This window comes from Macrococcus sp. 19Msa1099 (genome assembly GCA_019357535.2).
GTDB lineage: Bacteria > Bacillota > Bacilli > Staphylococcales > Staphylococcaceae > Macrococcoides > Macrococcoides psychrotolerans.
In genome coordinates this window covers 1,690,400-1,712,336 of sequence record CP079955.1, presented here as the reverse complement: position 1 = coordinate 1,712,336, position 21,937 = coordinate 1,690,400, and the positions used below count along the sequence as shown (strand labels likewise).

Annotated in this window: 27 protein-coding genes; 20 read left to right on the top strand and 7 right to left on the bottom strand. The window is 36.6% G+C overall.

Annotated features, from left to right (window positions below):
• Nucleotides 1-79: 79 nt before the first annotated feature.
• The 6 genes from KYI10_09105 (at nt 80) to KYI10_09080 (ending at nt 4,953) form a co-directional block, all read left to right on the top strand.
• Nucleotides 80-304: a helix-turn-helix transcriptional regulator gene (locus KYI10_09105; GenBank protein ID QYA32498.1), complete on the top strand. Its 225-nt coding sequence runs from the start codon at nt 80-82 to the stop codon at nt 302-304.
• Nucleotides 305-349: 45 nt separating this feature from the next.
• Entirely contained in the window at nt 350-1,177 is an 828-nt protein-coding gene (locus tag KYI10_09100; protein ID QYA32497.1) for a serine protease, read from the top strand.
• A gap of 276 nt (nt 1,178-1,453) precedes the next feature.
• Nucleotides 1,454-2,371: a hypothetical protein gene (locus KYI10_09095; protein QYA32496.1), complete on the top strand. Its 918-nt coding sequence runs from the start codon at nt 1,454-1,456 to the stop codon at nt 2,369-2,371.
• 164 nt (nt 2,372-2,535) lie between these two features.
• Entirely contained in the window at nt 2,536-3,348 is an 813-nt protein-coding gene (locus KYI10_09090; protein QYA32495.1) for a hypothetical protein, read from the top strand.
• 318 nt (nt 3,349-3,666) lie between these two features.
• Nucleotides 3,667-4,731, top strand: a complete 1,065-nt coding sequence (gene dinB / locus KYI10_09085; protein QYA32494.1) for a DNA polymerase IV — start codon at nt 3,667-3,669, stop codon at nt 4,729-4,731.
• Nucleotides 4,732-4,746: 15 nt separating this feature from the next.
• The gene (locus KYI10_09080; protein QYA32493.1) at nt 4,747-4,953 is read left to right on the top strand and encodes a hypothetical protein; all 207 of its coding nucleotides are present in this window, start codon (nt 4,747-4,749) and stop codon (nt 4,951-4,953) included.
• 23 nt (nt 4,954-4,976) lie between these two features.
• On the opposite strand, the gene KYI10_09075 is transcribed toward KYI10_09080, so the two are convergent.
• Nucleotides 4,977-5,870 carry an exonuclease domain-containing protein gene (locus KYI10_09075; protein QYA32492.1) on the bottom strand — a complete coding sequence of 298 codons (894 nt, stop codon included), beginning with the start codon at nt 5,868-5,870 and terminating at the stop codon, nt 4,977-4,979.
• Between the two features lie 153 nt (nt 5,871-6,023).
• Here KYI10_09075 and KYI10_09070 point away from each other — a divergent pair, with 153 nt between their 5' ends.
• Nucleotides 6,024-7,106, top strand: a complete 1,083-nt coding sequence (locus KYI10_09070) for a hypothetical protein (protein ID QYA32491.1) — start codon at nt 6,024-6,026, stop codon at nt 7,104-7,106.
• Between the two features lie 78 nt (nt 7,107-7,184).
• On the opposite strand, the gene KYI10_09065 is transcribed toward KYI10_09070, so the two are convergent.
• The gene (locus KYI10_09065; GenBank protein QYA32490.1) at nt 7,185-7,685 is read right to left on the bottom strand and encodes a ferritin-like domain-containing protein; all 501 of its coding nucleotides are present in this window, start codon (nt 7,683-7,685) and stop codon (nt 7,185-7,187) included.
• Nucleotides 7,686-7,841: 156 nt separating this feature from the next.
• Between KYI10_09065 and KYI10_09060 the strand changes: the two genes are divergently transcribed.
• From KYI10_09060 to scdA, 3 genes are all read left to right on the top strand, one after another.
• Nucleotides 7,842-9,155 (top strand): Mur ligase family protein, encoded by a 1,314-nt coding sequence (locus KYI10_09060; protein QYA32489.1) that lies wholly within the window; start codon nt 7,842-7,844, stop codon nt 9,153-9,155.
• On the top strand, nt 9,155-9,880 hold the full coding sequence (locus KYI10_09055; protein QYA32488.1) for a glutamine amidotransferase: 726 nt from the start codon (nt 9,155-9,157) through the stop codon (nt 9,878-9,880). The genes KYI10_09060 and KYI10_09055 overlap by 1 nt, the downstream gene beginning before the upstream one ends.
• 206 nt (nt 9,881-10,086) lie before the next feature.
• Complete coding sequence (gene scdA / locus KYI10_09050; protein ID QYA32487.1) at nt 10,087-10,767, top strand: iron-sulfur cluster repair di-iron protein ScdA; 681 nt, start codon at nt 10,087-10,089, stop codon at nt 10,765-10,767.
• A 350-nt stretch (nt 10,768-11,117) separates the two neighbouring features.
• On the opposite strand, the gene KYI10_09045 is transcribed toward scdA, so the two are convergent.
• The gene (locus KYI10_09045; protein QYA33950.2) at nt 11,118-12,116 is read right to left on the bottom strand and encodes an aromatic acid exporter family protein; all 999 of its coding nucleotides are present in this window, start codon (nt 12,114-12,116) and stop codon (nt 11,118-11,120) included.
• A gap of 115 nt (nt 12,117-12,231) precedes the next feature.
• Between KYI10_09045 and map the strand changes: the two genes are divergently transcribed.
• The 5 genes from map to KYI10_09020 all read left to right on the top strand — a co-directional run bounded on the left by map (nt 12,232) and on the right by KYI10_09020 (nt 15,783).
• A complete protein-coding gene (map, locus tag KYI10_09040) occupies nt 12,232-12,987 on the top strand; it encodes a type I methionyl aminopeptidase (GenBank protein QYA32486.1) in 756 nt (251 codons plus the stop codon).
• Nucleotides 12,988-13,080: 93 nt separating this feature from the next.
• Entirely contained in the window at nt 13,081-13,434 is a 354-nt protein-coding gene (locus tag KYI10_09035; GenBank protein QYA32485.1) for a hypothetical protein, read from the top strand.
• A gap of 12 nt (nt 13,435-13,446) precedes the next feature.
• Complete coding sequence (gene liaF, locus KYI10_09030; GenBank protein ID QYA32484.1) at nt 13,447-14,142, top strand: cell wall-active antibiotics response protein LiaF; 696 nt, start codon at nt 13,447-13,449, stop codon at nt 14,140-14,142.
• Entirely contained in the window at nt 14,139-15,158 is a 1,020-nt protein-coding gene (locus KYI10_09025; protein ID QYA32483.1) for a sensor histidine kinase, read from the top strand. The genes liaF and KYI10_09025 overlap by 4 nt, the downstream gene beginning before the upstream one ends.
• A gap of 1 nt (nt 15,159) precedes the next feature.
• Nucleotides 15,160-15,783, top strand: coding sequence for a response regulator transcription factor (locus KYI10_09020; GenBank protein ID QYA32482.1), 624 nt, complete (start codon nt 15,160-15,162; stop codon nt 15,781-15,783).
• Nucleotides 15,784-15,820: 37 nt separating this feature from the next.
• Here KYI10_09020 and KYI10_09015 read toward each other — a convergent pair whose 3' ends face one another.
• Genes KYI10_09015 through KYI10_09005 form a run of 3 tightly spaced genes read right to left on the bottom strand, consistent with a single transcriptional unit; the run spans nt 15,821 to nt 17,768 of the window.
• On the bottom strand, nt 15,821-16,390 hold the full coding sequence (locus KYI10_09015; protein ID QYA32481.1) for a carbonic anhydrase: 570 nt from the start codon (nt 16,388-16,390) through the stop codon (nt 15,821-15,823).
• Nucleotides 16,391-16,409: 19 nt separating this feature from the next.
• Nucleotides 16,410-17,438: a YihY/virulence factor BrkB family protein gene (locus KYI10_09010; protein ID QYA32480.1), complete on the bottom strand. Its 1,029-nt coding sequence runs from the start codon at nt 17,436-17,438 to the stop codon at nt 16,410-16,412.
• A gap of 24 nt (nt 17,439-17,462) precedes the next feature.
• Nucleotides 17,463-17,768, bottom strand: a complete 306-nt coding sequence (locus tag KYI10_09005; protein QYA32479.1) for a YtxH domain-containing protein — start codon at nt 17,766-17,768, stop codon at nt 17,463-17,465.
• A 174-nt stretch (nt 17,769-17,942) separates the two neighbouring features.
• Between KYI10_09005 and KYI10_09000 the strand changes: the two genes are divergently transcribed.
• The 4 genes from KYI10_09000 to KYI10_08985 all read left to right on the top strand — a co-directional run bounded on the left by KYI10_09000 (nt 17,943) and on the right by KYI10_08985 (nt 20,220).
• Nucleotides 17,943-18,140, top strand: coding sequence for a DUF1128 domain-containing protein (locus KYI10_09000; protein ID QYA32478.1), 198 nt, complete (start codon nt 17,943-17,945; stop codon nt 18,138-18,140).
• Between the two features lie 11 nt (nt 18,141-18,151).
• Nucleotides 18,152-19,381, top strand: a complete 1,230-nt coding sequence (locus tag KYI10_08995) for an aminopeptidase (GenBank protein ID QYA32477.1) — start codon at nt 18,152-18,154, stop codon at nt 19,379-19,381.
• Nucleotides 19,382-19,436: 55 nt separating this feature from the next.
• On the top strand, nt 19,437-19,610 hold the full coding sequence (locus KYI10_08990; GenBank protein ID QYA32476.1) for a hypothetical protein: 174 nt from the start codon (nt 19,437-19,439) through the stop codon (nt 19,608-19,610).
• A 91-nt stretch (nt 19,611-19,701) separates the two neighbouring features.
• Complete coding sequence (locus KYI10_08985; GenBank protein ID QYA32475.1) at nt 19,702-20,220, top strand: acyl-CoA thioesterase; 519 nt, start codon at nt 19,702-19,704, stop codon at nt 20,218-20,220.
• A gap of 294 nt (nt 20,221-20,514) precedes the next feature.
• On the opposite strand, the gene yfkAB is transcribed toward KYI10_08985, so the two are convergent.
• Nucleotides 20,515-21,642 (bottom strand): radical SAM/CxCxxxxC motif protein YfkAB, encoded by a 1,128-nt coding sequence (gene yfkAB / locus KYI10_08980; protein QYA32474.1) that lies wholly within the window; start codon nt 21,640-21,642, stop codon nt 20,515-20,517.
• A 128-nt stretch (nt 21,643-21,770) separates the two neighbouring features.
• Between yfkAB and KYI10_08975 the strand changes: the two genes are divergently transcribed.
• Nucleotides 21,771-21,932, top strand: coding sequence for an SE1561 family protein (locus KYI10_08975; protein QYA32473.2), 162 nt, complete (start codon nt 21,771-21,773; stop codon nt 21,930-21,932).
• Nucleotides 21,933-21,937: the final 5 nt, after the last annotated feature.

Genomic DNA, 21,937 nt, shown 5'->3' with positions numbered 1-21,937 from the left:
TATAATAATATTTTAATAACTATTGTATTTATCAACCAAACGGTTTATAATATTCTTAGCGTAAACTTGGAGGTGCTGTATGACTACGGCAGAAATGATTAAAGAACTGTGTGAGCAAATGAATATAAGTGTTTCCGAACTTGCTAGACGTATTGGTCAGACTCCACAGAATTTTAATAAGAAATTAAAACGTGAAACTGTAACCTTGGATGAATTGAAAACCATAGCTGATGTTTTGGATATTAAATTTGAGCAGACTTTCATTCTGCCCGATGGCAATGAAATAAAGACAGGTAATGAGTAAAGGAACAATTATACCAAATACTACTAAATGAAGAGGAGCTGTGATATGAAACCAATTAGTCTGACAGAGCAACTAATGTTTAATACTGTAAGGATAGAAGCTCATGATGGTTCCTCAGGAACTGGATTTTTCTTTAATTTTAAGGAGGGTGAACTTACTATACCTGTTCTTATTACAAATAAACATGTTGTAAATTGCAATAGAAATGAAACCGTAAAGTTCTTTTTACATTTGAGTGAAGAAGATGGGACAACCACGGAAAACTATGCTATTACATTACAAACAGAGTGGTTTTTTCATTCTGAAAAAGATATGTGCTTCACATTTATTAACCCAATATTTGAGGAAGTAAGGAAGCGAACAGGAAAACAAGTATTTTATGTAGCTAATGAAGAAAGCTTGATTCCTAATAAAGTAAAACTAATGGAATTGAGTGCTTTAGAAGAAATTGTAATGATTGGATATCCTATTGGGTTATGGGACAGTAAAAACAATTATCCGATTTTTAGAAAAGGATATACAGCGTCTCACCCAGCGTACGATTTTAACACAAAAGGAATAGGACTAGCAGACATTGCCGCTTTTCCAGGATCATCTGGATCACCAATTTACATCTTAAATGAAAATGGCTATTCTGATAAAAAAGGTAATACTTATTTAGGTGCTAGAAGAATAATATTTTTAGGTATTTTATATGCTGGCCCAACGATGAATGCTAATGGAGAGATATCGGTTGTTGATATACCTACACAACAAAAGGTAATTAGCAGAACATCTGTAATGACTAATTTAGGTTATTATATTAAGTCAGAAGAATTATTTGAGTTTAAAAATCTAATTAGAGAAAAGATCAAGCAACAGAATGCCAATTAGAGATTGATGCCCTATTTCAGAAATAAGAATAGTATGCATTAGGAACCAGTTACCCCACTCTCATATGATTTTGTGCATGACGTATATTTACATATAAATCCAATGTTGGTGCATAGATAAGAATTTTATGTTTGGATCAAGCAAAGATGTTTAAAATTCTATTTAGAAGATGTAAGTTTGAACATTTTTTATGGTATGCGAATAGGTAGATTTTAAGTCAATACTGGTTCTTTTAGTGGCTTAATATATAAAAACAAATTTATGAGGAGATGACTTATGAAATTATACTCTGAAAGACATGGTATAAGAGCACCACAGGAAAAGACATATTCTATTAATAGAGATATGTATTCGTTGCTTTTAGATTGCTGCAAAAGATATCAAAAAAATTTAACACATATTTTCACTCTAAATTGTCATCACGACTTTACAGATAGCGACTATGTTGCATTTGATGAAAAAGGATTTACAACTAGAATTAAAATAAGAATACCATCTCTCTTTCGGGATGATTATGACAGGATTTGCACACCGCAATATGAAGATGAATACGACCAGTATGCACTTTTGGACCTTATTGAATTTTTTGCACAAAATATTGAGGATATCTCAGAACGATGGAATAATGACAGATACCGAAACTACCAAACGATAGATTGTCTTAATTCTTCAGATGTATTTGCAAATTTTCAAGAGACAATAAATGAAATATTCTCTGAGTCTGGGCTGCTATATGAACTTACGGACGAAAAGATTATTGAAAGAATTGTTGAGAACAGCCCACTTACAACAGAAATAGAAAATTCTTTTACATCGGTACATGAGCAAGGCACAAGAGAGTTGTTGAAAGATGCCGTTGCATTATATAAAACACCAAACCCTGCAGCTCGGCAAGATTCAGTCGAAAAGATATGGGATGCATTAGAACGCTTAAAAACTTATTATACAACATTAGATAAGAAACGTTCATCAGAAAAAATAGTGAATGATATGGCAAACGGGAATGATGGTTTTGTAGATTTATTTAGTGCTGAATTTAAGGCCTTGACGGACATTGGAAATAAATATCGCATACGTCATCATGAAACTAATAAAATTGATATCACTGATATCCGTTATTACGACTATCTTTTTAATCGGTGCTTATCATTAATTGCTTTAGCTATACAATATCTGTCACGAGAACAGTGCTGACATAAGTGCATTGCGTTTACTAAATTATTAGTATGTTCCACTAACTAGAGCCAACCTTCGATATGTTTCTCTGTATGGCTTCTAATAAAAAATAGACTGCAAGAATCTTGAAATAATAGAGTATTTATAAGGGATGATAAAAACTTAGGGAGGAATCGTAGAGAATGGAAGTTAAAATAATGGAGTGGAATATAAACCAAAGGGGTAGAACAGGGAAAACAATACCCTTATGGATATTAGATAAGGTTCCGGATGATATTAATATTATTATCCTAACAGAATTTAACTGCCGTGCAGAAAATATTAATGAATTTTATACAAGAATGGAATGCATGGGATTTTATTACGTCACTACTAATTATTCTTTTAAATACGCAAATGATATTTTTATTGCCATTAGGGATAAAGGAATTAGGGTAGAATCTATATCTTATTTCAAAGCATATCCAGACGAACCAAATAGCACTTGTTGTATAGACTGGGATAGTATTCCGGAAAATTTAAGAATTGATGTTATCATTGACAATAACCTCGTAACTATCCTAGGTATTAGAATTAAAGAGTTAAAAGTTGATTATGATTCCCGTCGAATCGAAATGGAAACCGTAATGAAATGGGTCAAAGAAATCTCAAATCCTATAGTTATATTAGGTGATTTCAATAACCTACGTGATAATACCCCAATAGCAGAGTGGAATTTAAATGTCTTGGATAATTTATTGGGTAGCGATTTTATTCGTACAACACCTACTAATCATTCGTGGGGATTGGCATATTTTAATGGACAATTTGATGGGTACATTAAAAACGATCATATAATCTGTAAAAATATTAGTCGATGCACAGTTGAACAATATGACTCGAATTTTGCTAAGCATTATCGACTAGACGTTATTGATAAATTTGGCAAACAAGAATTAATAATACCTGTTGGTGAGCCCGATCATGGAATTCTGTTTGCCAAAATAGAACTTTAGTTTAAGTTTATTGATATGTTCCCACAAACGACAGCCAATCTTGGATATGTTTCCAAGTACGAGCCTCAATAAAAAAAGAGATTTAAACGATAAGGTTGATAGCTATCAATTCAACTCCAAGCATGTTGAGTGTGTTGTGAAATTAACGAAATAATATAAAACGTATAGTCATTTGACTATACGTTTTATATTGATTGAAAGAATTAAATAAATATTTGAATGCACTAGTGATAAAGAAAAATATATATTCAAAGCATTTGTCATATAGATACTTTAACGAATATAATAAATATATTAGTAGATTAAAGAGTTGATATTATGAAAAGAATCATTCACATCGATATGGATGCGTTCTATGCGCAGGTGGAACAGCGGGATAATCCTGAACTTAAAGGTAAGCCTGTTATCGTTGGTGGTAAGAGTCGTAATCGTGGCGTTGTGGCGACAGCGAGTTATGAGGCGAGGAAGTTTGGTGTGCATAGCGCGATGCCGACGTCTCGCGCATATCAGTTATGTCCAGATGGTTATTATGTGAGTCCTCGGTTTGATGTGTACAAGTCTGTGTCACAGCAAATTATGAATGTCTTCAAGAGTTACACGGATATTGTGCAGCCGTTATCGTTAGATGAGGCATACCTCGATATCACGCATCTCGTACGTCCGGATCTTGGTGCCAGCCAAATTGCCGCGTCTATTAAACGTGATGTATATGAGGCAACACATTTGACGTGCAGTGCGGGTGTTTCTTATAATAAGTTTCTGGCTAAAATCGCTTCCGGTATGAATAAGCCGAACGGATTAACCGTCATCCATTATAATAACGTGCAGCAAATATTAGATGCGTTGCCGATTGGTGAGTTTCCGGGTGTCGGTAAAGTGACTGAACAGAAGATGCATAAGCTAAAGATAGCAACTGGCAAAGACTTACGTCAGTTATCCGAGATTGAACTTATTGAACAGTTCGGCAAGAAAGGGTCAAGCTTATATAACAAAGCACGTGGTATTGGCACTGATATTATAGAGGTCGAACGTGAACGCAAGTCAATCGGTAAGGAGACAACATTTGCGCATGATAAGAATGATGAATCCTATATTTTACGCGTAATGAATGAGCAGACGGAGAAAGTCGCAGCGAAGCTTCAAAGCATGAATAAAGTGACTGATACGATAACGGTAAAGATTAAGACAAGCGACTTTGAAAGCCATACGAAGCAGACGAAGCTGCTCGATTTTACTGATCAGGCAGATAAGATATATGCAACAGCTGTTTTGCTCTATACAGATTTAAAGCTAGAAAATGAAGAAATCCGTTTAGTCGGGGTTCAGGTAGGGAATATAAAAAATAAAGTGTACGAAAATCTAACGATATATGATTTTCTCTAGAAATGAGGAACAATTATGAAATTCAAATTTGCGATTATTGGAATAACCGCACTGCTTATCGTGATGTATGTGATGCATGTCATTGAAAGTGGTTTTGATATATTACCGTTACTCGGCATTATTGCTGTAGCGGTATTTTTATTCTGGGTCGACCACAAATTAGAGCGTCCTGTAACGAAGCAGAGTATTAAGAAATCAATTAAAGAAACAACGAAAAAGTAGCATTCGAACATGAATGCTACTTTTTATATGTCATAAAAGGCAATTAAGCTTTTCAGTTTATCATCATCGATGAGCATAATTTCTTTACCGAGCGCAATTTTATTACGTACGATGCCCTCTTTTTTTGAAACCCCTTGCTTAGATTTACCCATAATAAAGATATCTATTGTATCTATTTCTTCTGTATATATACCGCCGTTATTCACGATATACTGTACGATGTCTTTACGTTTCTTGTGCAGTGTACCTGTTATTGCGATGCGCTTGCTATAGAAGAGATGATCTTTATTTACTTTAGATGTATCAGGCGTGATATGATTTAAATCTGTCTGATAACGTGACATTTGTGCACGCTTTGACGTAAGCGACACGTTGCTAATGTATTTCTTGCGTCGCTTATAAGTTAAATATTGATTGAGTGACTCATAATTCTTCAACAATCGCACTGTAATCATGGCACATGCTTTTGCATCGTTTAATGCGTGATGATGACCGTGGAAATTCAGGTTATAATAGGCCATCATATTTTTTAAGCTGTAGCTGTGGTTTGTAATCGTATCTCTCGCCATAATGCAAGAACAGAAGTAGGGTAGCGTCGGCATTTCAAAGTGATAACGTTTGATCGATGCATGGAGGACTTTCATATCAAACTGTGCAAAGTGACACACGACTGGTAAGTCTCCGATGAATGACAGCATGTGAGGATAGACGGTTTCAAATGTAGGTGATGTAGCAACATCTTCAGGTTTTATATTATGGACGTTTATATTTGAAGTATTAAAGTTTGTTTCGGGATTTACGAGCGTATAGAAAGTTTCTGTCATCATATTATCTATAACTTTTACCATACCAACACTACAAATTGATGCAGCATTATGGTTTGCAGTCTCGAAATCTAATGCAATAAAAGAATTCATGTATACTCCTTTGAACTTATATTTTATTTATTCAGAGAATAAAGAGTTATCTTTATAATAAAAGGGAATAGATTAATGGATATGAAAGTAATATTACATGATTTCTGCTGGAATCTGTAATCATTTGACTTGTGAATAAACTGGGAGGATATTATGAAGAAGATTTTTTTAATCAGTAGTGCCTTTGTTGGTGTTATTGTAGGCGCTGGATTTGCATCAGGGCAAGAGATACTGCAGTACTTTACAAGCTTTGGAGCAATGGGGATATTCGGTGCGATTGTATCAACCATATTATTCGCGTACATCGGGATGATTCTCGTCTGGGCAGGTAGCAAGACAGAAGCAGATGACCATCAAATTGTGATTCAAAGATTGACAGATTATCCTGGAATCGGAAAAGTGTTAGCTTGGATAATAGATGTTGTACTGATTATTACGTTATTTAGTTTCGGTGTTGTGATGCTTGCCGGTGCTGGTTCTAACTTAGAACAGCAATTTGGCATACCGACAGCTTATGGAACAGCATTAATGGCATTAGTCGTAATTATCGCTGGAATGCTTAAAATTGACCATATCGTAAAGGTTATCGGTAACATTACACCATTTCTAGTTATTATGATTGTTATTATTTCGATTTATTGTATCGTGACATTAGACACACCCTATGCAGAACTAGATTACATTTCAAATACGGTAACTTCACCATTCCCACATTGGATTATTGCAGGTGTGAACTACGTATCGATGAACATAGGACTGGGTGCTGCAATGGCAATTGTTATCGGGGGTTCTGAAGGCAATAAACGTGCCGCTGCACTTGGAGGGTTAGTCGGAGGACTTGTATTAGGTTTACTGATTATACTTAGTCATCTTGCAATATTCTCTAAAATCGAAACTGTTAAAGACTTACCGTTACCGATGCTCGGTATTGTAAATGAAATCTCACCAATACTTGGTATTGCAATGTCGGTTATCGTGTTTACGATGATCTTTAACACGGCTCTTAGTATGTTCTATGCTTTCTCAGCACGTTTTACGACAGTAGGTACAGTGAAGTTTAGAGTGTTCTATATATTAGCAACACTTACAGGTTTCGGATTAAGTTTCGTAGGATTTACGAAACTTGTGAACAAAGTATATCCGATACTCGGCAACATGAACTATTTATTGATTATCATCATAATGCTCGCTCCGCTGAAATTAAGGATGAATAACAAGAATAAGCAGCAGGCTTAATAAGCTTGAAATGCACCCCAAAAGTCAGATCTAAAATCTAACGTTTGGGGTGCATTTCGTTGTTTACTGGTCGCTATATTATTCAGCCTGAAATTCTCGTTTACCAAGTTCCTTCTCATATAGATAAAGTGCATTTGCATCATCTTTAATACGACGAATATAGTCAATATGCTTCTTGAACATCGCTTCTTCTTCAACTTGCTCATCTAAGAACCAGTTTAAGAATGAAATTGTTGCATACTCATTATCATTTTTTGCGAGCTCAGCTAGGTTATAGAAATTCTTTGTCACTTGCTGCTCTTGTACAAGCCCTGCCTCAAAGGTATCAAGAATTGTAGCAAAGTCATTCTTTGGTGCTTTGATTTCTGAGAAGATGGCATGCTGATCACGGTCGTTTAAATAGTTATAAATCTTAGTTCCATGGAAACGCTCTTCTTCAGCTTGTTGTTCATAGAAGTTGGCAAATCCATCATAACTTTCTTTAGCACAGTATGCAGCCATTGCCATATAAGCATGTGCAGCCTGGAATTCTTCGTTCATCTGTTTGTTTAAAGCATCTGTTAATGTTTGAGATAACATAGTATGACCTCCTTTAGTTGTTACAGTTATTATAATATAGTTTAAATGGTAAATATAATAATATGGTATAACATTAATAATTATAAATACAAATGTAAATTGATATGCGAATAATTTGTATGATGATATAATAAAGTGTTGAATAAGGAGGTACGTATGAAAAAATTTGTTGCTATAAATGTTGCGAAAGTCGCAAGGAAATTAAGTATCATGGCGGGGAAGCGTGGTACGGATTTACCTGGTCAAGTCGCACGTAAAATTGACTCAGATATATTAAGAAAATTAAGTGCACAAGTTGACGAAGTTGTGTTCATTTCAGGTACGAATGGTAAGACGACGACGAGTAATCTGATTGGGCATACGCTAAAGACGAATGGTATACGCATTATACATAATACAGAAGGTGCCAATATGGCAGCAGGTATCACGTCGAGCTTTATCGTACAGTCTTCTAAAGATACGAAGTTAGCAATAATAGAAATTGATGAAGGTTCTATTCCACGCGTCTTAAATGAAATGACGCCGACGAAGATGGTGTTCACAAACTTCTTCCGCGATCAGATGGATCGTTTCGGTGAGATTGATATATTAGTAGATCGTATTGCTGACAATATTAAAGGTAAAGGCATTGAACTGATACTCAATGCAGATGATCCATTTGTATCACGGTTAAAGATTGCAAGTGACGACGTTGTATATTATGGCATGAAGAGTCATGCCCATACATTTGAAGAAAGTTCTATGATCGAAAGTAAGTACTGCCCGAACTGTGGAAAGATGCTGATATACGACTGGATTCATTACAACCAGATCGGACACTATCATTGTTCATGTGGTTTTAAACGTGAACAACCGAAATATGAAGTAGAATCATTGAATGAGAATCCATTTTTAAATCCTGTCATTAACGGCTATACATTTAATATGCAGATTGCCGGAGACTTTAATGTATTCAATATTATTGCAGCATACAGTGTGCTGCGTGAACTAGGATTAAATGATGAGTCGATTGATAAAGGATTTAGCACATATCAATCTGACAATGGTCGTATGCAGCGCTTTAATACAGGGAGTAAATCTGCAATTATCAATCTAGCGAAGAATCCGGCAGGACTTAATGCCAGCCTTTCTGTAGGTGAGAAGATAGAAGGCGCTAAAAGTTACATTATCAGCTTAAATGACAATGGTGCAGATGGCAGAGATATATCATGGATCTGGGATGCGGATTTCGAGAAGCTTGCGCGTCAGGACATTCCTTATATTATGTGTACAGGAAACCGTGCTGAAGAAATTGCATTAAGACTGAAATATGCAGAAGTGGATGCACAGATTGAAGTCGATCAAGATATTAGACGCGCAACAAAGACAATACTTGAACGACCGGAGTATACAGTATGTATTCCGAACTATACCTCTTTAGAACCGATGCATCAGACACTTACAGCATACTTTGAAGGAGGGCATAAATAATGAGTAAAGCGATAGAAATATTTCATTTTATGCCGGATAAACTCAATTTATATGGCGATATCGGAAATATTATTGCACTTAAAAAACGTGCAGCGTGGCATGGCATTGATGTAAATGTCACGGATATTAATACGACAGCAGGAATTAAGATCAGCGATGCAGATCTACTATTTATTGGTGGCGGAAGTGACCGCGAACAGAAAATTGCAACGGATGATCTATTCCGTGTGAAAGATGACTTTAAAGCAGCGATAGAAGATGGTATGCCCGCACTTACGATATGTGGGGGATATCAGTTCCTTGGTGAGAAGTATATCACACCAGACGGCCAGGAATTACGTGGACTGAATATATTAGATTTCTATACAGAATCTAAACCAGAACGTTTAGTAGGCGATATTGTTATTGAGTCTGAAACATTCGGACAGATTGTAGGATTTGAGAATCATGGCGGCAGAACATATCATAATTATGGAACACTAGGACATGTCGTCAGTGGATTTGGAAACAACGATGAAGATAAAGAAGAGGGTCTCCATTATAAGAATCTATTAGGGACGTATCTGCACGGACCAATATTACCGAAGAACCACGAAATTACTGATTATTTATTGCGCACAGCATGTGAACGTAAAAATATGCAGTTCCCTGAAATCAAGCTGGATAATACACGTGAAGAAGCAGCGAAGCAAGTCATTGTAAGAAGGTTACTCGAAGAAAAATAACTGAGATTAAGTAGTAGTGAGATGCTACTAATACACGCACGATGTGGAAATTATTATTTTCTGCATCGTGTTATTTATTTAAATTGAAATATCACTAACGAAGTGATTTTTGTGACAAATTAAAGAAGAATCTTAAAGATGTATTTTAAATATATCTTAAGGGTGTATAATAAAGGTGTATTAAATAATAAACCGGAGTGATGATCATGATTACAGCAAATATGAAAGTATCAGATATCGTTAAACAATTACCTAAAGCTGCGGACATATTCAGAAAAAATCGAATTGACTTTTGTTGCGGAGGTGATATTTCGCTGAGTGAAGCAATACATGAAAAGAGCGCGCCGATTGAAACATTACTTGAAGAAATTAACCAATTAGACAACGAATCAAGTGACGGATTAGGATTAGATGTACAATATTTAGATAACAGAAGTTTGATTAACTATATCCAGAATAAATATCATAAACCGCTCGAAGAAGAGTTCAGAAACTTAATGCCGTACATTACGAAAGTGGCGAAAGTACATGGGGAGCGTCATCCACATTTAATTGAAATGAAGACTTTAGTGATGAAGTTAAGAGATGAACTCATTGAACATACGAAAGACGAAGATGATACTGTATTCCCATTAATTATCGAATACAGTGACAATCCCACAGAAGAGTTGCGCGCTCAGCTAAAACCACATATTGATGAGCTTGAAAGTGAACATGACGGTGCAGGGGGTATGCTTAAACGACTACGTGAAATTACGAATGACTTTACACCGCCATTGGATGCATGTGGTACGTACAGAGTTGTTTATCAACGATTAGCCATGCTTGAACGAGAGACATTCCAGCATGTACACCTTGAGAATAATGTATTATTTGAAAGACTTTAGATTTGGTGCGTGTGCGAGTATGCGTGAGTGTCCGAAAAAGTGACACCCGCACATGAAGATAATGCCGAGTGTCCGAAAAAGTGACACCCGCACATGAAGATAATGCCGAGTGTCCGAAAAAGTGACACCCGCACATAAAAATAATGCCGAGTGTCCCAAAGAGTGACACCCGCACATAAAAATAATGCCGAGTGTCCCAAAGAGTGACACCCGCACATAAAAATAATGCCGAGTGTCCCAAAGAGTGACACCCACATATAAAAGTATCCGTGAGTGGCCAATCCTCGGCCATTCATATAATATTCTCCCAATAAAAATACGGAACGTCTACAACGAGACGTTCCGTGTTTTTATTTCACTCTATTTGGATGATCCATCAGTAATCTGTTAATCATCAATATTTCATAGATGTAATGGCTGCGCATTTGATTATCATCAAACTCTGTCAAATGCTTCACGCTCATCTTAAGCAGACTGAGTGCTTTTCTGTCTGGTGTGTACGTACGATTCTCTCCAAACTGTTTGAACGCATTAACTAAATGATTCAGCGCTTCTTTTTCCTGAACAGTTAACGTAAAATATGTCCCATCCGGTAATAAAATCATTTGATTCACATGAAGCTGAATGAGTCTATTAACATCAAGACGATGTTTCAACTGTGTAATTTCATATTTAATCGCTTTATCTTCATGAAATTGAAGTTCTTCTTTTTGATATTGCAGCAACGTATCGATTTTATTAATCAGTTTATTTGATTCTTCTACAAGTGGGGTAGCACTACTTAGATCAGACAATCCAGAATTAATTTCAGTTGCACGTAAAGATAGCATCTTCATTAGCTTGGACTCCAATGCATCGAGGAGTTGAGCGATTTGTATATGATATTTCGGTGGCATCACAAAGAAGTTAACGATACCCGCTGTCGTTAGACCGATTGTCGTTGTAGCAAGCCTGGAGAAGAAATTAAACGCAAAGTCCTGATGAATGTTTGGTACCATCGCTACAGCCGTAAGACTTGCTACAAGGAGACCGTCATAGAGTTTCAGTTTATAGCATACGAATATGGTTGCGGTTGCAGCGATACTATAGCTTAAAGGTGAATCGCCTAAGAAATATGTACTTGTAACTGCGATGAATGCTCCGAGTATTGATGCAGGAAATCTGACGAATGCCTTTTTCAATGAAGCGCGGGCAGTCGGTTCAATGGAAACGATAGATGTAATAACTGCAAAGATCGCAGGTAAATTTAATAATTGACATATTGATGCAGTCAAAAATGTCGCAAGTCCTGTCTTGATTGTTCTTGCGCCGATTAATTTCTTGAACCAGTTAATTTTCATTGTAATCATTCCAATTGTGTAATAGTTTGAGTCTGTTATAATAAACAGTGATGAATATATGATATTGAATTTATACATTATAATCAATACATATCCTTAAATTAAACTGAAAGAAGAGATTATTATGATCGTAAAATCAAAGCAAGACTTAGAAGGCTTACAAGCAATAGGTAAGATCTGTGCGGAAATCCGTGAAACATTGAAAGCGGCCGCAAAGCCTGGTATGACAACGAAAGAACTTGATAATATCGCAAAGGAATTATTTGAAAAGCATGATGCGAAGAGTGCTCCGATTACTGAATATGACTTCCCGGGATATACTTGTATCAGTGTGAATGAAGAAGTAGCACACGGCATACCAGGGACACGTATTATTAACGAAGGAGATCTTGTGAACGTCGATGTTTCAGGATGTAAAGATGGTTATTATGCGGACACAGGTATTTCATTCGTAGTTGGTGAATCTTCAGAGCCAATGAAACAAAAGGTGATTGATGTTGCAGAGATGGCATTTAATGAGGCGATGAAGAAGATTAAACCAGGAGCGAAGTTAAGTAATATAGGTCGTGCGGTGAATGCCACTGCACGTAAGAATGGTGTAACAGTGATTAAAAACTTAACAGGTCATGGCATTGGTAAGAGCTTGCACGAAGAACCACAGCACATTATGAATTACTATGATCCAATGGATAAAGTACTACTTAAAGAAGGAATGGTACTAGCGGTTGAGCCGTTCATTTCTTCTAAAGCGACAATCGTGACAGACGGTAAGGATGAATGGGCGTTTGAGACGAAAGATAAAAGTTTTGTCGCACAAATCGAACATACAATTGTCGTTACAGCTGAAGGCCCATTGTTTTTAACTAAATTAGAAGACTAGTCCTAAAGTCTGAGAAAAGAATCGTTCCAGAGCCGCTTTTTATGGCTTTGGAACTTTTTTATAATTAGAGTACTAACCGTAGGAGGAAGTACTATGCGAAAGATTAAAATGCATCTCAATAGAACTGTCAAACGATGTATAGAAAATACCTTTTACATACAAATTGCCGCGAGCTATAAGAAGATTTCAGATATTAACTTACTTAAAAGTATGAAGCTGAGTGAAGTTGTTAAGTTATCGTGTGAGAAAATACATGTACAAGAGGAACTTGACGCGCTTGAGTCCGCTGTTTCTAATAAGCTATTACACAATCGCACGCCACTAGTTCAGAGAATTAACGACCTTGATCATGATATTGATGAAATTGAACAATTGCTTGCAAATTTAGAGATTGAAAAGCAAAATATACAGTATGAAATATTATTGTTATCGAACGTAAAACCATAAGGATGTGACGCTTTGAAGCAAATTGTAAATTCTGAAATGTTAATCGCATTCTTCACATTAATACTGCTTTCAAATATTTATTATATCTTCTTCGTAAAAATCGGGATGCTGCTTGTTATCGTAGCAGGTTTGCTCATGATATACTTTAGCACGATGATGAAAGAGAATCTAAGGGGGCTCATCATACTTTGGATTGGCGTTATTATGCTGTTATTCGGCATGTTATCCAATCCATATACTTTAATTGTAATCTTTCTGTTTATCGTTATTGTAGCAATCCGTTATATCATCTATAAGAAACAACCGATGGAAGTTATCCAGACGAAGGATGACAGTATGTCGATTCATAAGCAGTCACTACTAAGCTTTCAATCGACACCTGATAAAGTATACAAGTTTGAAGATATGAACTTACAGCATTTTGTCGGAGATATGGACATCGATCTTACACAAGCTGCTAACTTAAAACAGTCGAATATCATTGTGATTCGCAACGCAATCGGAAAGACGACGATTACAGTACCACATCGTTATCAAGTGAAGGTGGATTACACAACGCTATACGGACAGCTCAACTTTAAAGAGCATTATGTGAAAAAAGCGCGTAACGAACGTGTAGTATACGAAACTGAGAAGTACCCAAATGGCATTGAAATTAAACTATTCGTATCGTCAATTGTAGGAGATCTCGAGGTGCAGTACCGATGAATAATTATACGAAGATGATCGGAACGATGCTCATACTTGTCTATAGTTTAGCGGTTGTGTTCTTTATTCTAGACCGAATATTCGTCAACATCATATACTTTCAAGGAATGCTATATACACAAATTGTCGGTGTACCCGCCTTTTTATTTTTAAATGTAACGGTTATACTTGCATGTATTATTATGGGCTCCATCGTTGCATATCGCCAGAACGAACAACTTATGCGTATTAAAAATGAAATTGAACAAATTGAAGACGGGATTCAAATTAATACCGCAATTAATCAGAATGTGGAAGTCATTGACGTACTGCATGCAATTAATGAAGTAAGCCTATCGATGGCTAATATTAAACGACAGAATCAGCTTGTTACTAACGATGTACATAAGATAAACGAAGAGACAGTGAAACAAATCGTTGAAGAAGAACGGCAGAGGCTCGCACGAGAGTTACACGATTCTGTGAGTCAGCAACTGTTCGCCGCATCTATGATGTTATCTGCCCTAAAAGCAGGCACGCATGAAGAGAAAGTGAAATCGCAGCTCGAATTACTGGATAAAATGTTACGAGAAACACAGCTTGAAATGCGTGCGTTGTTGCTACACTTACGACCAATCGGACTGAGGAACAGAACGCTCGAAGAAGGCATTCAGCAACTACTAAAAGAATTAAAACAGAAGATACCACTACATATCACATCAGATATCGAAGACATACAGCTCGAAAAAGGTGTGGAAGATCATCTGTTTAGGATTGCTCAGGAATCCATTTCTAATACATTAAGGCACGCTGAGGCGACGCAGATTGTTATCGAACTATTCAAAACGGGGAATAAAGTAATACTCAGGTTAAGCGACGATGGCAAAGGGTTCGATATTGAGCGTGTTGACGATTCAAGATACGGACTTAATACGATGAAAGAACGAGCGCTCGAAATTGGCGGCACATTTCAAATTATATCTGCACCACAGTCAGGCACTCGTATTGAAGTGAAAGTGCCATTAGAGGAGGCATAACATGCGCGTAATATTTGTAGACGATCATGAGATGGTCAGAATCGGAATATCAAGTTATTTATCGATGCAAGAAGGCATTGAAATTGTTGGAGAAGCATCAAACGGTAAAGAAGGGATAGAGAAGACGTTAAATCTTAAACCGGACGTTGTACTTATGGATATGGTAATGAATGAGATGGACGGGATTGAGGCGACAGCAAAAATTAAATGTCAAATGCCAAAGGTGAAGGTTGTAATGCTTACGAGCTTTATAGAAGATAAAGAAGTGTATCGAGCGCTAGATGCGGGTGTGGACAGTTACATATTAAAGACGAGCAGCGCTGAAGAAATAAGAGATGCGATTATTAAAACATATCAAGGTGAGTCTGTATTTGAAAAAGAAGTAATGATGAAAATGCGCGCACGTATGAACCAGAAGGCAGAACTACATGATATGTTGACAGAACGCGAGAAAGAGATATTATTACTGATTGCAAAAGGATATTCTAACCAGGAAATTGCAGATGCAAGCCATATTACGATTAAAACGGTGAAGACACATGTGAGCAATATACTGAGTAAACTTGAAGTACAGGATAGAACACAAGCAGTCATCTATGCATTTCAACATGATTTAATAGAATGAAAAAGAGTGAAATGCGGACATCCGCATTTCACTCTTTTCATTGTACATTATCATAACCATTAATCAGTAACTCTACTTCACCTGTAAGCGGTTCGATGACGAGCCCGTGTACCGGTACTGAACGATCGAATAATGGATGATTATAAACCATTTTAACGTTTTCACGTACGTTCTCGTTCACATCATTAAAGCCGCTTAAGAAATGGTCTACGTCGATACCAGAGTGAATAATCGTATCCATCACTTCTTGTTTGATACCGCGATTAATCATGGTTGATTTAACTTTATCAACATCAAGACCACCCATCCCACAATCTTTATGACCCATAATAATAATTTCTTCAGCTCCTAATGCATAAATGCCAACAAGTAAGCTACGCATCGTAGAACCATAAGGGTGTGTAATTGTAGCTCCAGCATTCTTAACGGTTTTCACATCGCCGTTTTTAAGCCCAAGTGCTTTCGTTGATAATTCTTGTAACCTTGTATCCATACATGTTAATAGTACAGCCTTCATGTCTGGCACTTTAGACGTTTCATATTGTGTGTAGTCTTTGTTTTCTACAAACTTTTTATTAAATTCAAGCATGTTTGATAATAAAGTCAACGTTATCCCTCTTTCACTATTATTGATTAGAACTTAGTTTCTTTTCATGAATTATAGCATTAATCTGTGAACCAATAATAATGATAAAACCTGTTAAATATAACCATAACATTAAGACGATGATTCCTCCGATACTACCGTAAGTCTTAGAGTAGTTACCAAAGTTACTTACATAGTATCCAAATAGGAAGCTTGCACCAATCCAGACAATCGTTGCAAACAAAGCACCTGGTATAACAGATTTAAATTGAAGTTTAATATTCGGGGCAATCGCATATAATGTCGTAAATACTATAAACGTAATAATCAGTGGAAGTGCGACTTTAACAAGCGAGAAGATCCATTTAAATTGTGATTCTAGCCCGAACTGACCAAATAAATAATTGCCAATTTGTTCACCGAATACAGGTAATGCTAATGCAACACCAAATACAAGCACCATCACCACTGTAAATAACACACTAAGTAACTTTGATACGATAGGATTACGGGCATCTTCAACTTCATAAGATACATTAAATGCATTCATTAGTGCTGTCATGCCGTTAGATGCTGACCAAAGTGCTGCGATTAAACCGAATGATAGTAATCCACCGTTTGCGTTGTTCATCACATCAGAGATTACATCGGTAATCATATTCGCTGCATCTCCAGGGGCATTCTTTGCAATCATATTCGTGATTGTTTCAGGGGACACTTTAAACAATGGGACTAATGTCAATAGGAAAATCAGCATTGGGAATAAAGACAGTAAGAAGTAATATGCGAGCTGCGCAGATAATCCTGCAGCATCGTCTTTACCGATTCTAAATAGTAACTTGTTAAAAAAATTACCGTTATGTTTATACTTTGCCGGTTTGTTAATCTTAGAAACGTATAATGTTTCGTCATCTTTCTTAGCTTGCTTTGATTTAAACCTTTGATTGCTTACATACTGCTCATTTTTATTAGATAGTTTATCTTTGTTTTCTACCTCTAAATTATGAGACTCAGGACCTTTTGCAGCCTGAGTCAGAAATTTAGAGGTACTCTTATTGTCCTTTGACATAATTTCACCTCTAAGTATATTAAGTTAACCGTTTGGTCCTGAGATTTTCTTTTGATTTTTCTTTTCGATGAAAGTATCTTTAGCATCTAATATTGCGCGTTCTAGTTCTGGATTGTTACGACGGATTTCATCGATTGTTTCTTTCCAGTATAATAATTCATCTTTTAAATTTGATACTTTGTTTTTTGTAGAACCTTGTGAAGTGATACCGTTTTGTTTCGATTTTGAAACTGAGGTTTTAACAGAGTTACGTGTCTTTCTATCAGCCATTGATACTGCAGCACCGATGACTGCACCGGCGATGACTGCTGGGACTAATTTGTTGTTCATAATATAATCTCCTCTCAAATATAAGAAATGTGCTATCTGCACTTATTAATTATTATATAGCCAAAATGTAGATAGAATAAACAATTAAGAGTAAGTTTTTGAAAATAATTAATTTTAAAGTTAAGAATAGTTTGATAAAATGTTTAGAGAATAAAAAAATTGAAGAGGTGTCCTATGAATAAAGCAGAAATGATCGATGAAATTGTTAAGAAATTAAAGCTCGTAAATATCGGAGTGATCAAGCCAGAATCTATAGATGATAACAAGGTGGATGAGCTGACAGAGATTTATGAGATGGTAAAGAAACGTGATACATTTTCACCGAGCGAAATGTCTGCGCTCACAGATGCACTAGGAAGTTTACGTAAATAAGGGGGATTACAATGTATAAAGAAGAACAATTAAAGCAGTATGCAGCATTACTCGTCAAGGTAGGTATGAACGTTCAACCTGAGCAACGCGTTTATATTCGCGCGACGGTGGACGCGCAAGATTTCGTTCATCTTGTTGTTGAAGCGGCTTATGAAGCGGGTGCCAGCGATGTTAAAGTGAATTATAGTGACGATAAGCTGGCGCAGTTAAACTTCAAGTATCGTAAACAGGAAAGTTTCGAAAGCGTACCACAATATTTAGTGGATGAGCGTATGGATTATGCGAATGACTATGCAGCTCAGCTTGCACTTATTTCATCAAGTCCAGAAAACTTAAAGGATGCCGATCCTAAGAAAGTCTCAGCGAATATGAAAGCATACGGTACTGCTTTTAAAGATTATATGAAGATGATGCAATCAGATCAGTTCAGCTGGACTGTTGCGGCCTATCCATCAATTGCATGGGCGAAGCTTGTATTCCCAGAACTTGATGAAACAGCAGCATTTGAAAAGTTATTAGATGCAATTTTAGATAGCGTACGTATGAATAGCGAGGATCCAGAAGCTGCATGGGCTACGCATAATCATAATCTTCATAGCAAAGCTGATTATTTAAACAATAAGAAGTATGTAGCACTGCGCTATAAAGCACCAGGGACAGACCTTGAAATTGGATTGCCAGAAGGTCATATTTGGTGTGGTGCATCAAGTATTAATAAAGACGGTATAGAGTTCATGGCGAATATGCCAACAGAAGAAGTATTTACTGTACCGCATAAAGATAGAGTAAATGGCTATGTTTCTAGCACTTTGCCACTGAGTTACGGCGGAAATATTATCGATAACTTTAAATTAACGTTTAAGGATGGGCAAGTAGTCGACTTTGAAGCGCAAACGGGTCAAGATATACTAGAAGGACTGCTAAATACAGATGACGCCGCGAAGTATTTAGGAGAAGTCGCGCTGGTACCACATGATTCACCAATCTCTAATTCTAAGATCTTATACTATAACACATTGTTTGATGAGAACGCATCATGTCATTTAGCATTAGGTTCAGCATACCCATTCTGTCTTGAAGGTGGTAAGGAGCTGGATGATGAAGGACTTGAAGCTGCAGGACTGAACAACTCGATTACACACGAAGACTTTATGATTGGCTCAGCACAAATGAACATTTATGGTGTAACATCTGAAGGAAACGAAGAAGAGATTTTCTTAAATGGAAATTGGGCATTTTAATTTAGAGAATTAAATGATAGAATAGGATTACTAATGGGTTAAGAGGAGGATGGACATGTCAGTAGCTATGATGTGGTTTGTACTTATTGCGTTTATCTTCGCAATCTTTGTATTTGGTGGCGTACTAATGATGTTTTTAATTAAAGCTTTTGATTCTAAAGAAGCAGATATCATCGACACACCAGAAGAAGCGTTAGAAAAGAAAGTCTTTGCTGATAACGTTCACTAATAATAATTGAGAGGATACGGATTAAGAATCCGCATCCTCTTTCTTTTTTTTTGATATAATATTGTCAACTATATATGATTGGGGAATAAATATGAGCGAACGATCAAAAAAATCAATGAGTGCATCAAGAACTGTGAAAACACAGCAGATCTTCCCATCGGATACGAATCATCATAATACATTGTTTGGTGGAAAGCTGATGGCGATGATTGATGACGTGGCGAGCATTGCAGCAACGAGACATTGTGGAAGATCCGTCGTCACTGCAAGTACAGATTCTGTAGATTTTCTGCAGCCGATAAGACCTGGAGAAATTGTGTCAATGGTTGCACTTGTGACCTATACCGGGACATCTTCATTAGAAGTTTGTGTGAAAATAGTTGCTGAAAATATATTGGAACAAAGAAAGCATCTGGCGGCGATCAGTTTCTTAACGTTTGTTGCATTGGATGAGCATAATCAGCCGGTTATGGTGCCAGAAGTTATAGCTGAGACTGAAGACCAGGTATGGCTGAATGAAACCGGGAAAGAACGTGCAAAAGTACGTAAAGAACGTCGAAGTAAGAGTAAGGATCTGCATCAGTTTTTCTCGAATAATTTGACGATATAGTATGGAGTGAGTGTCTAAAAAAGTGGCACTCGCGTATAAAAATAAGGCTGAGTGTCCAAAAAAGTGACACTCGCGTATAAAAATAAGGCTGGGTGTCCAAAAAAGTGACACTCGCGCATAAAAATAAGGCTGAGCGTCCAAAAAAGTGACACTCGCGCATAAAAATAAGGCTGAGTGTCCAAAAAAGTGACACTCGCGCAGAAATAACATCACGAGTGTCCGCCAAATGGACACTCATCAAAACAAGCTCAACAAAAAATCACGTAAGGCAGTTATAGCCTCGCGTGATATTTTTTATTTATTATTCATGCGTTTTTCGTTTACTTTAAAGTCGACATCTGGATAATACATGTTCTTCACGAGTAGATTCGGACCGAGACATTTCACTTTCGGGCAGTGACAGTTAATCGTCTGATTGAGAGCACTCTGCTTCCACTTATCGTATACATCCTGGAGTGGTGTATCAATAATATTCTCGATTGTGCCTGTTTCATCTCCAAAGTCTGTAACGATCACATCTCCAGTAAATACATTGACATTCAGTCGTGAACGTCCATCTGGATCATTACGAACTGTAACGTTCTTTGCACTATGGACCTCATCTAAAAATGATAAGTCATCTGCATTCATAGAACATGGTAATATCGGTAACGTACCAAATAACATCCATGTATCCTCATCTCTGAATGATAGTAATTGTCTGATTGCAGTTTTCGTTTCTTCTATTGTTAGCACATTCAAATCACTTGCAAAGTCTGATGGATACATCGGATGTACTTCGTGACGCGCACATTTCATATCGTTGACGATTTCCTTATGAATCTTCTCTAGGTGAGGTAACGTGCTTTTATTGAGCATTGTTTCTGCTGAGACAAACATTCCTGCCTCAGATAAGCGTCGTGCGTTCTCTACAATTTGTTCATATAATTTATAGCGTGCTTTAAGTGGTGGTTTCTTATCCATCACGTGAAAACCGACTTCCGCAAATTCATCGATCGTTCCCCAGTTATGAGAAATATGCATCACATCTATTAAATCTATTAGTGGTTCATAACGGTCGTAGTTTATCGTTAAGTTTGAGTTCATCTGTGTATAGATACCACGTGACTTAGCATATTCAAGTATAGGCGTTACCGTTTCTTTAATCGATTTTTTAGAGAACATCGGTTCTCCGCCTGTGATGCTTAATGTTGATAAGTGTTCTACTTCATCTAAACGTTTAAGTATCGTCGTCATATCAATTGTATCTGGATCCTTGAGTTGCAATGTATAACCGACAGCACAATGTGCACAACGCATATTACATAGTGTTGTCGTCGTAAATTCTATATTAGATAACTTCGTCTCACCAAATTTCTCCACTTCCTTGTATGCTTCCCATGGATCGTTGTGAATTGAAATTTTATCTTTTAAAGCGATCATAATTTGCCTTCTTTCCATTTATTGTCCGTTTACTATTATGAACGTGTAAGGAGTGTTGTCAATAAATACATTGAAAGTTTAAGAAATCTGTTACATAATGAATACATTCATAGAATAAAAAGGAGCACATTATGACTAAAGATTCTTTAGAAGAAATTAAAGTAAAATTAAATGATTTTATGGAGACGATTGATTCGGTAAATCCTGAAACAACAGACATCCATGATATTGATGAATGGTTAGCGTTGCTTGATCAGTTAGAACAGAAAGTAAAATCAATTAAACATTAAGGAGA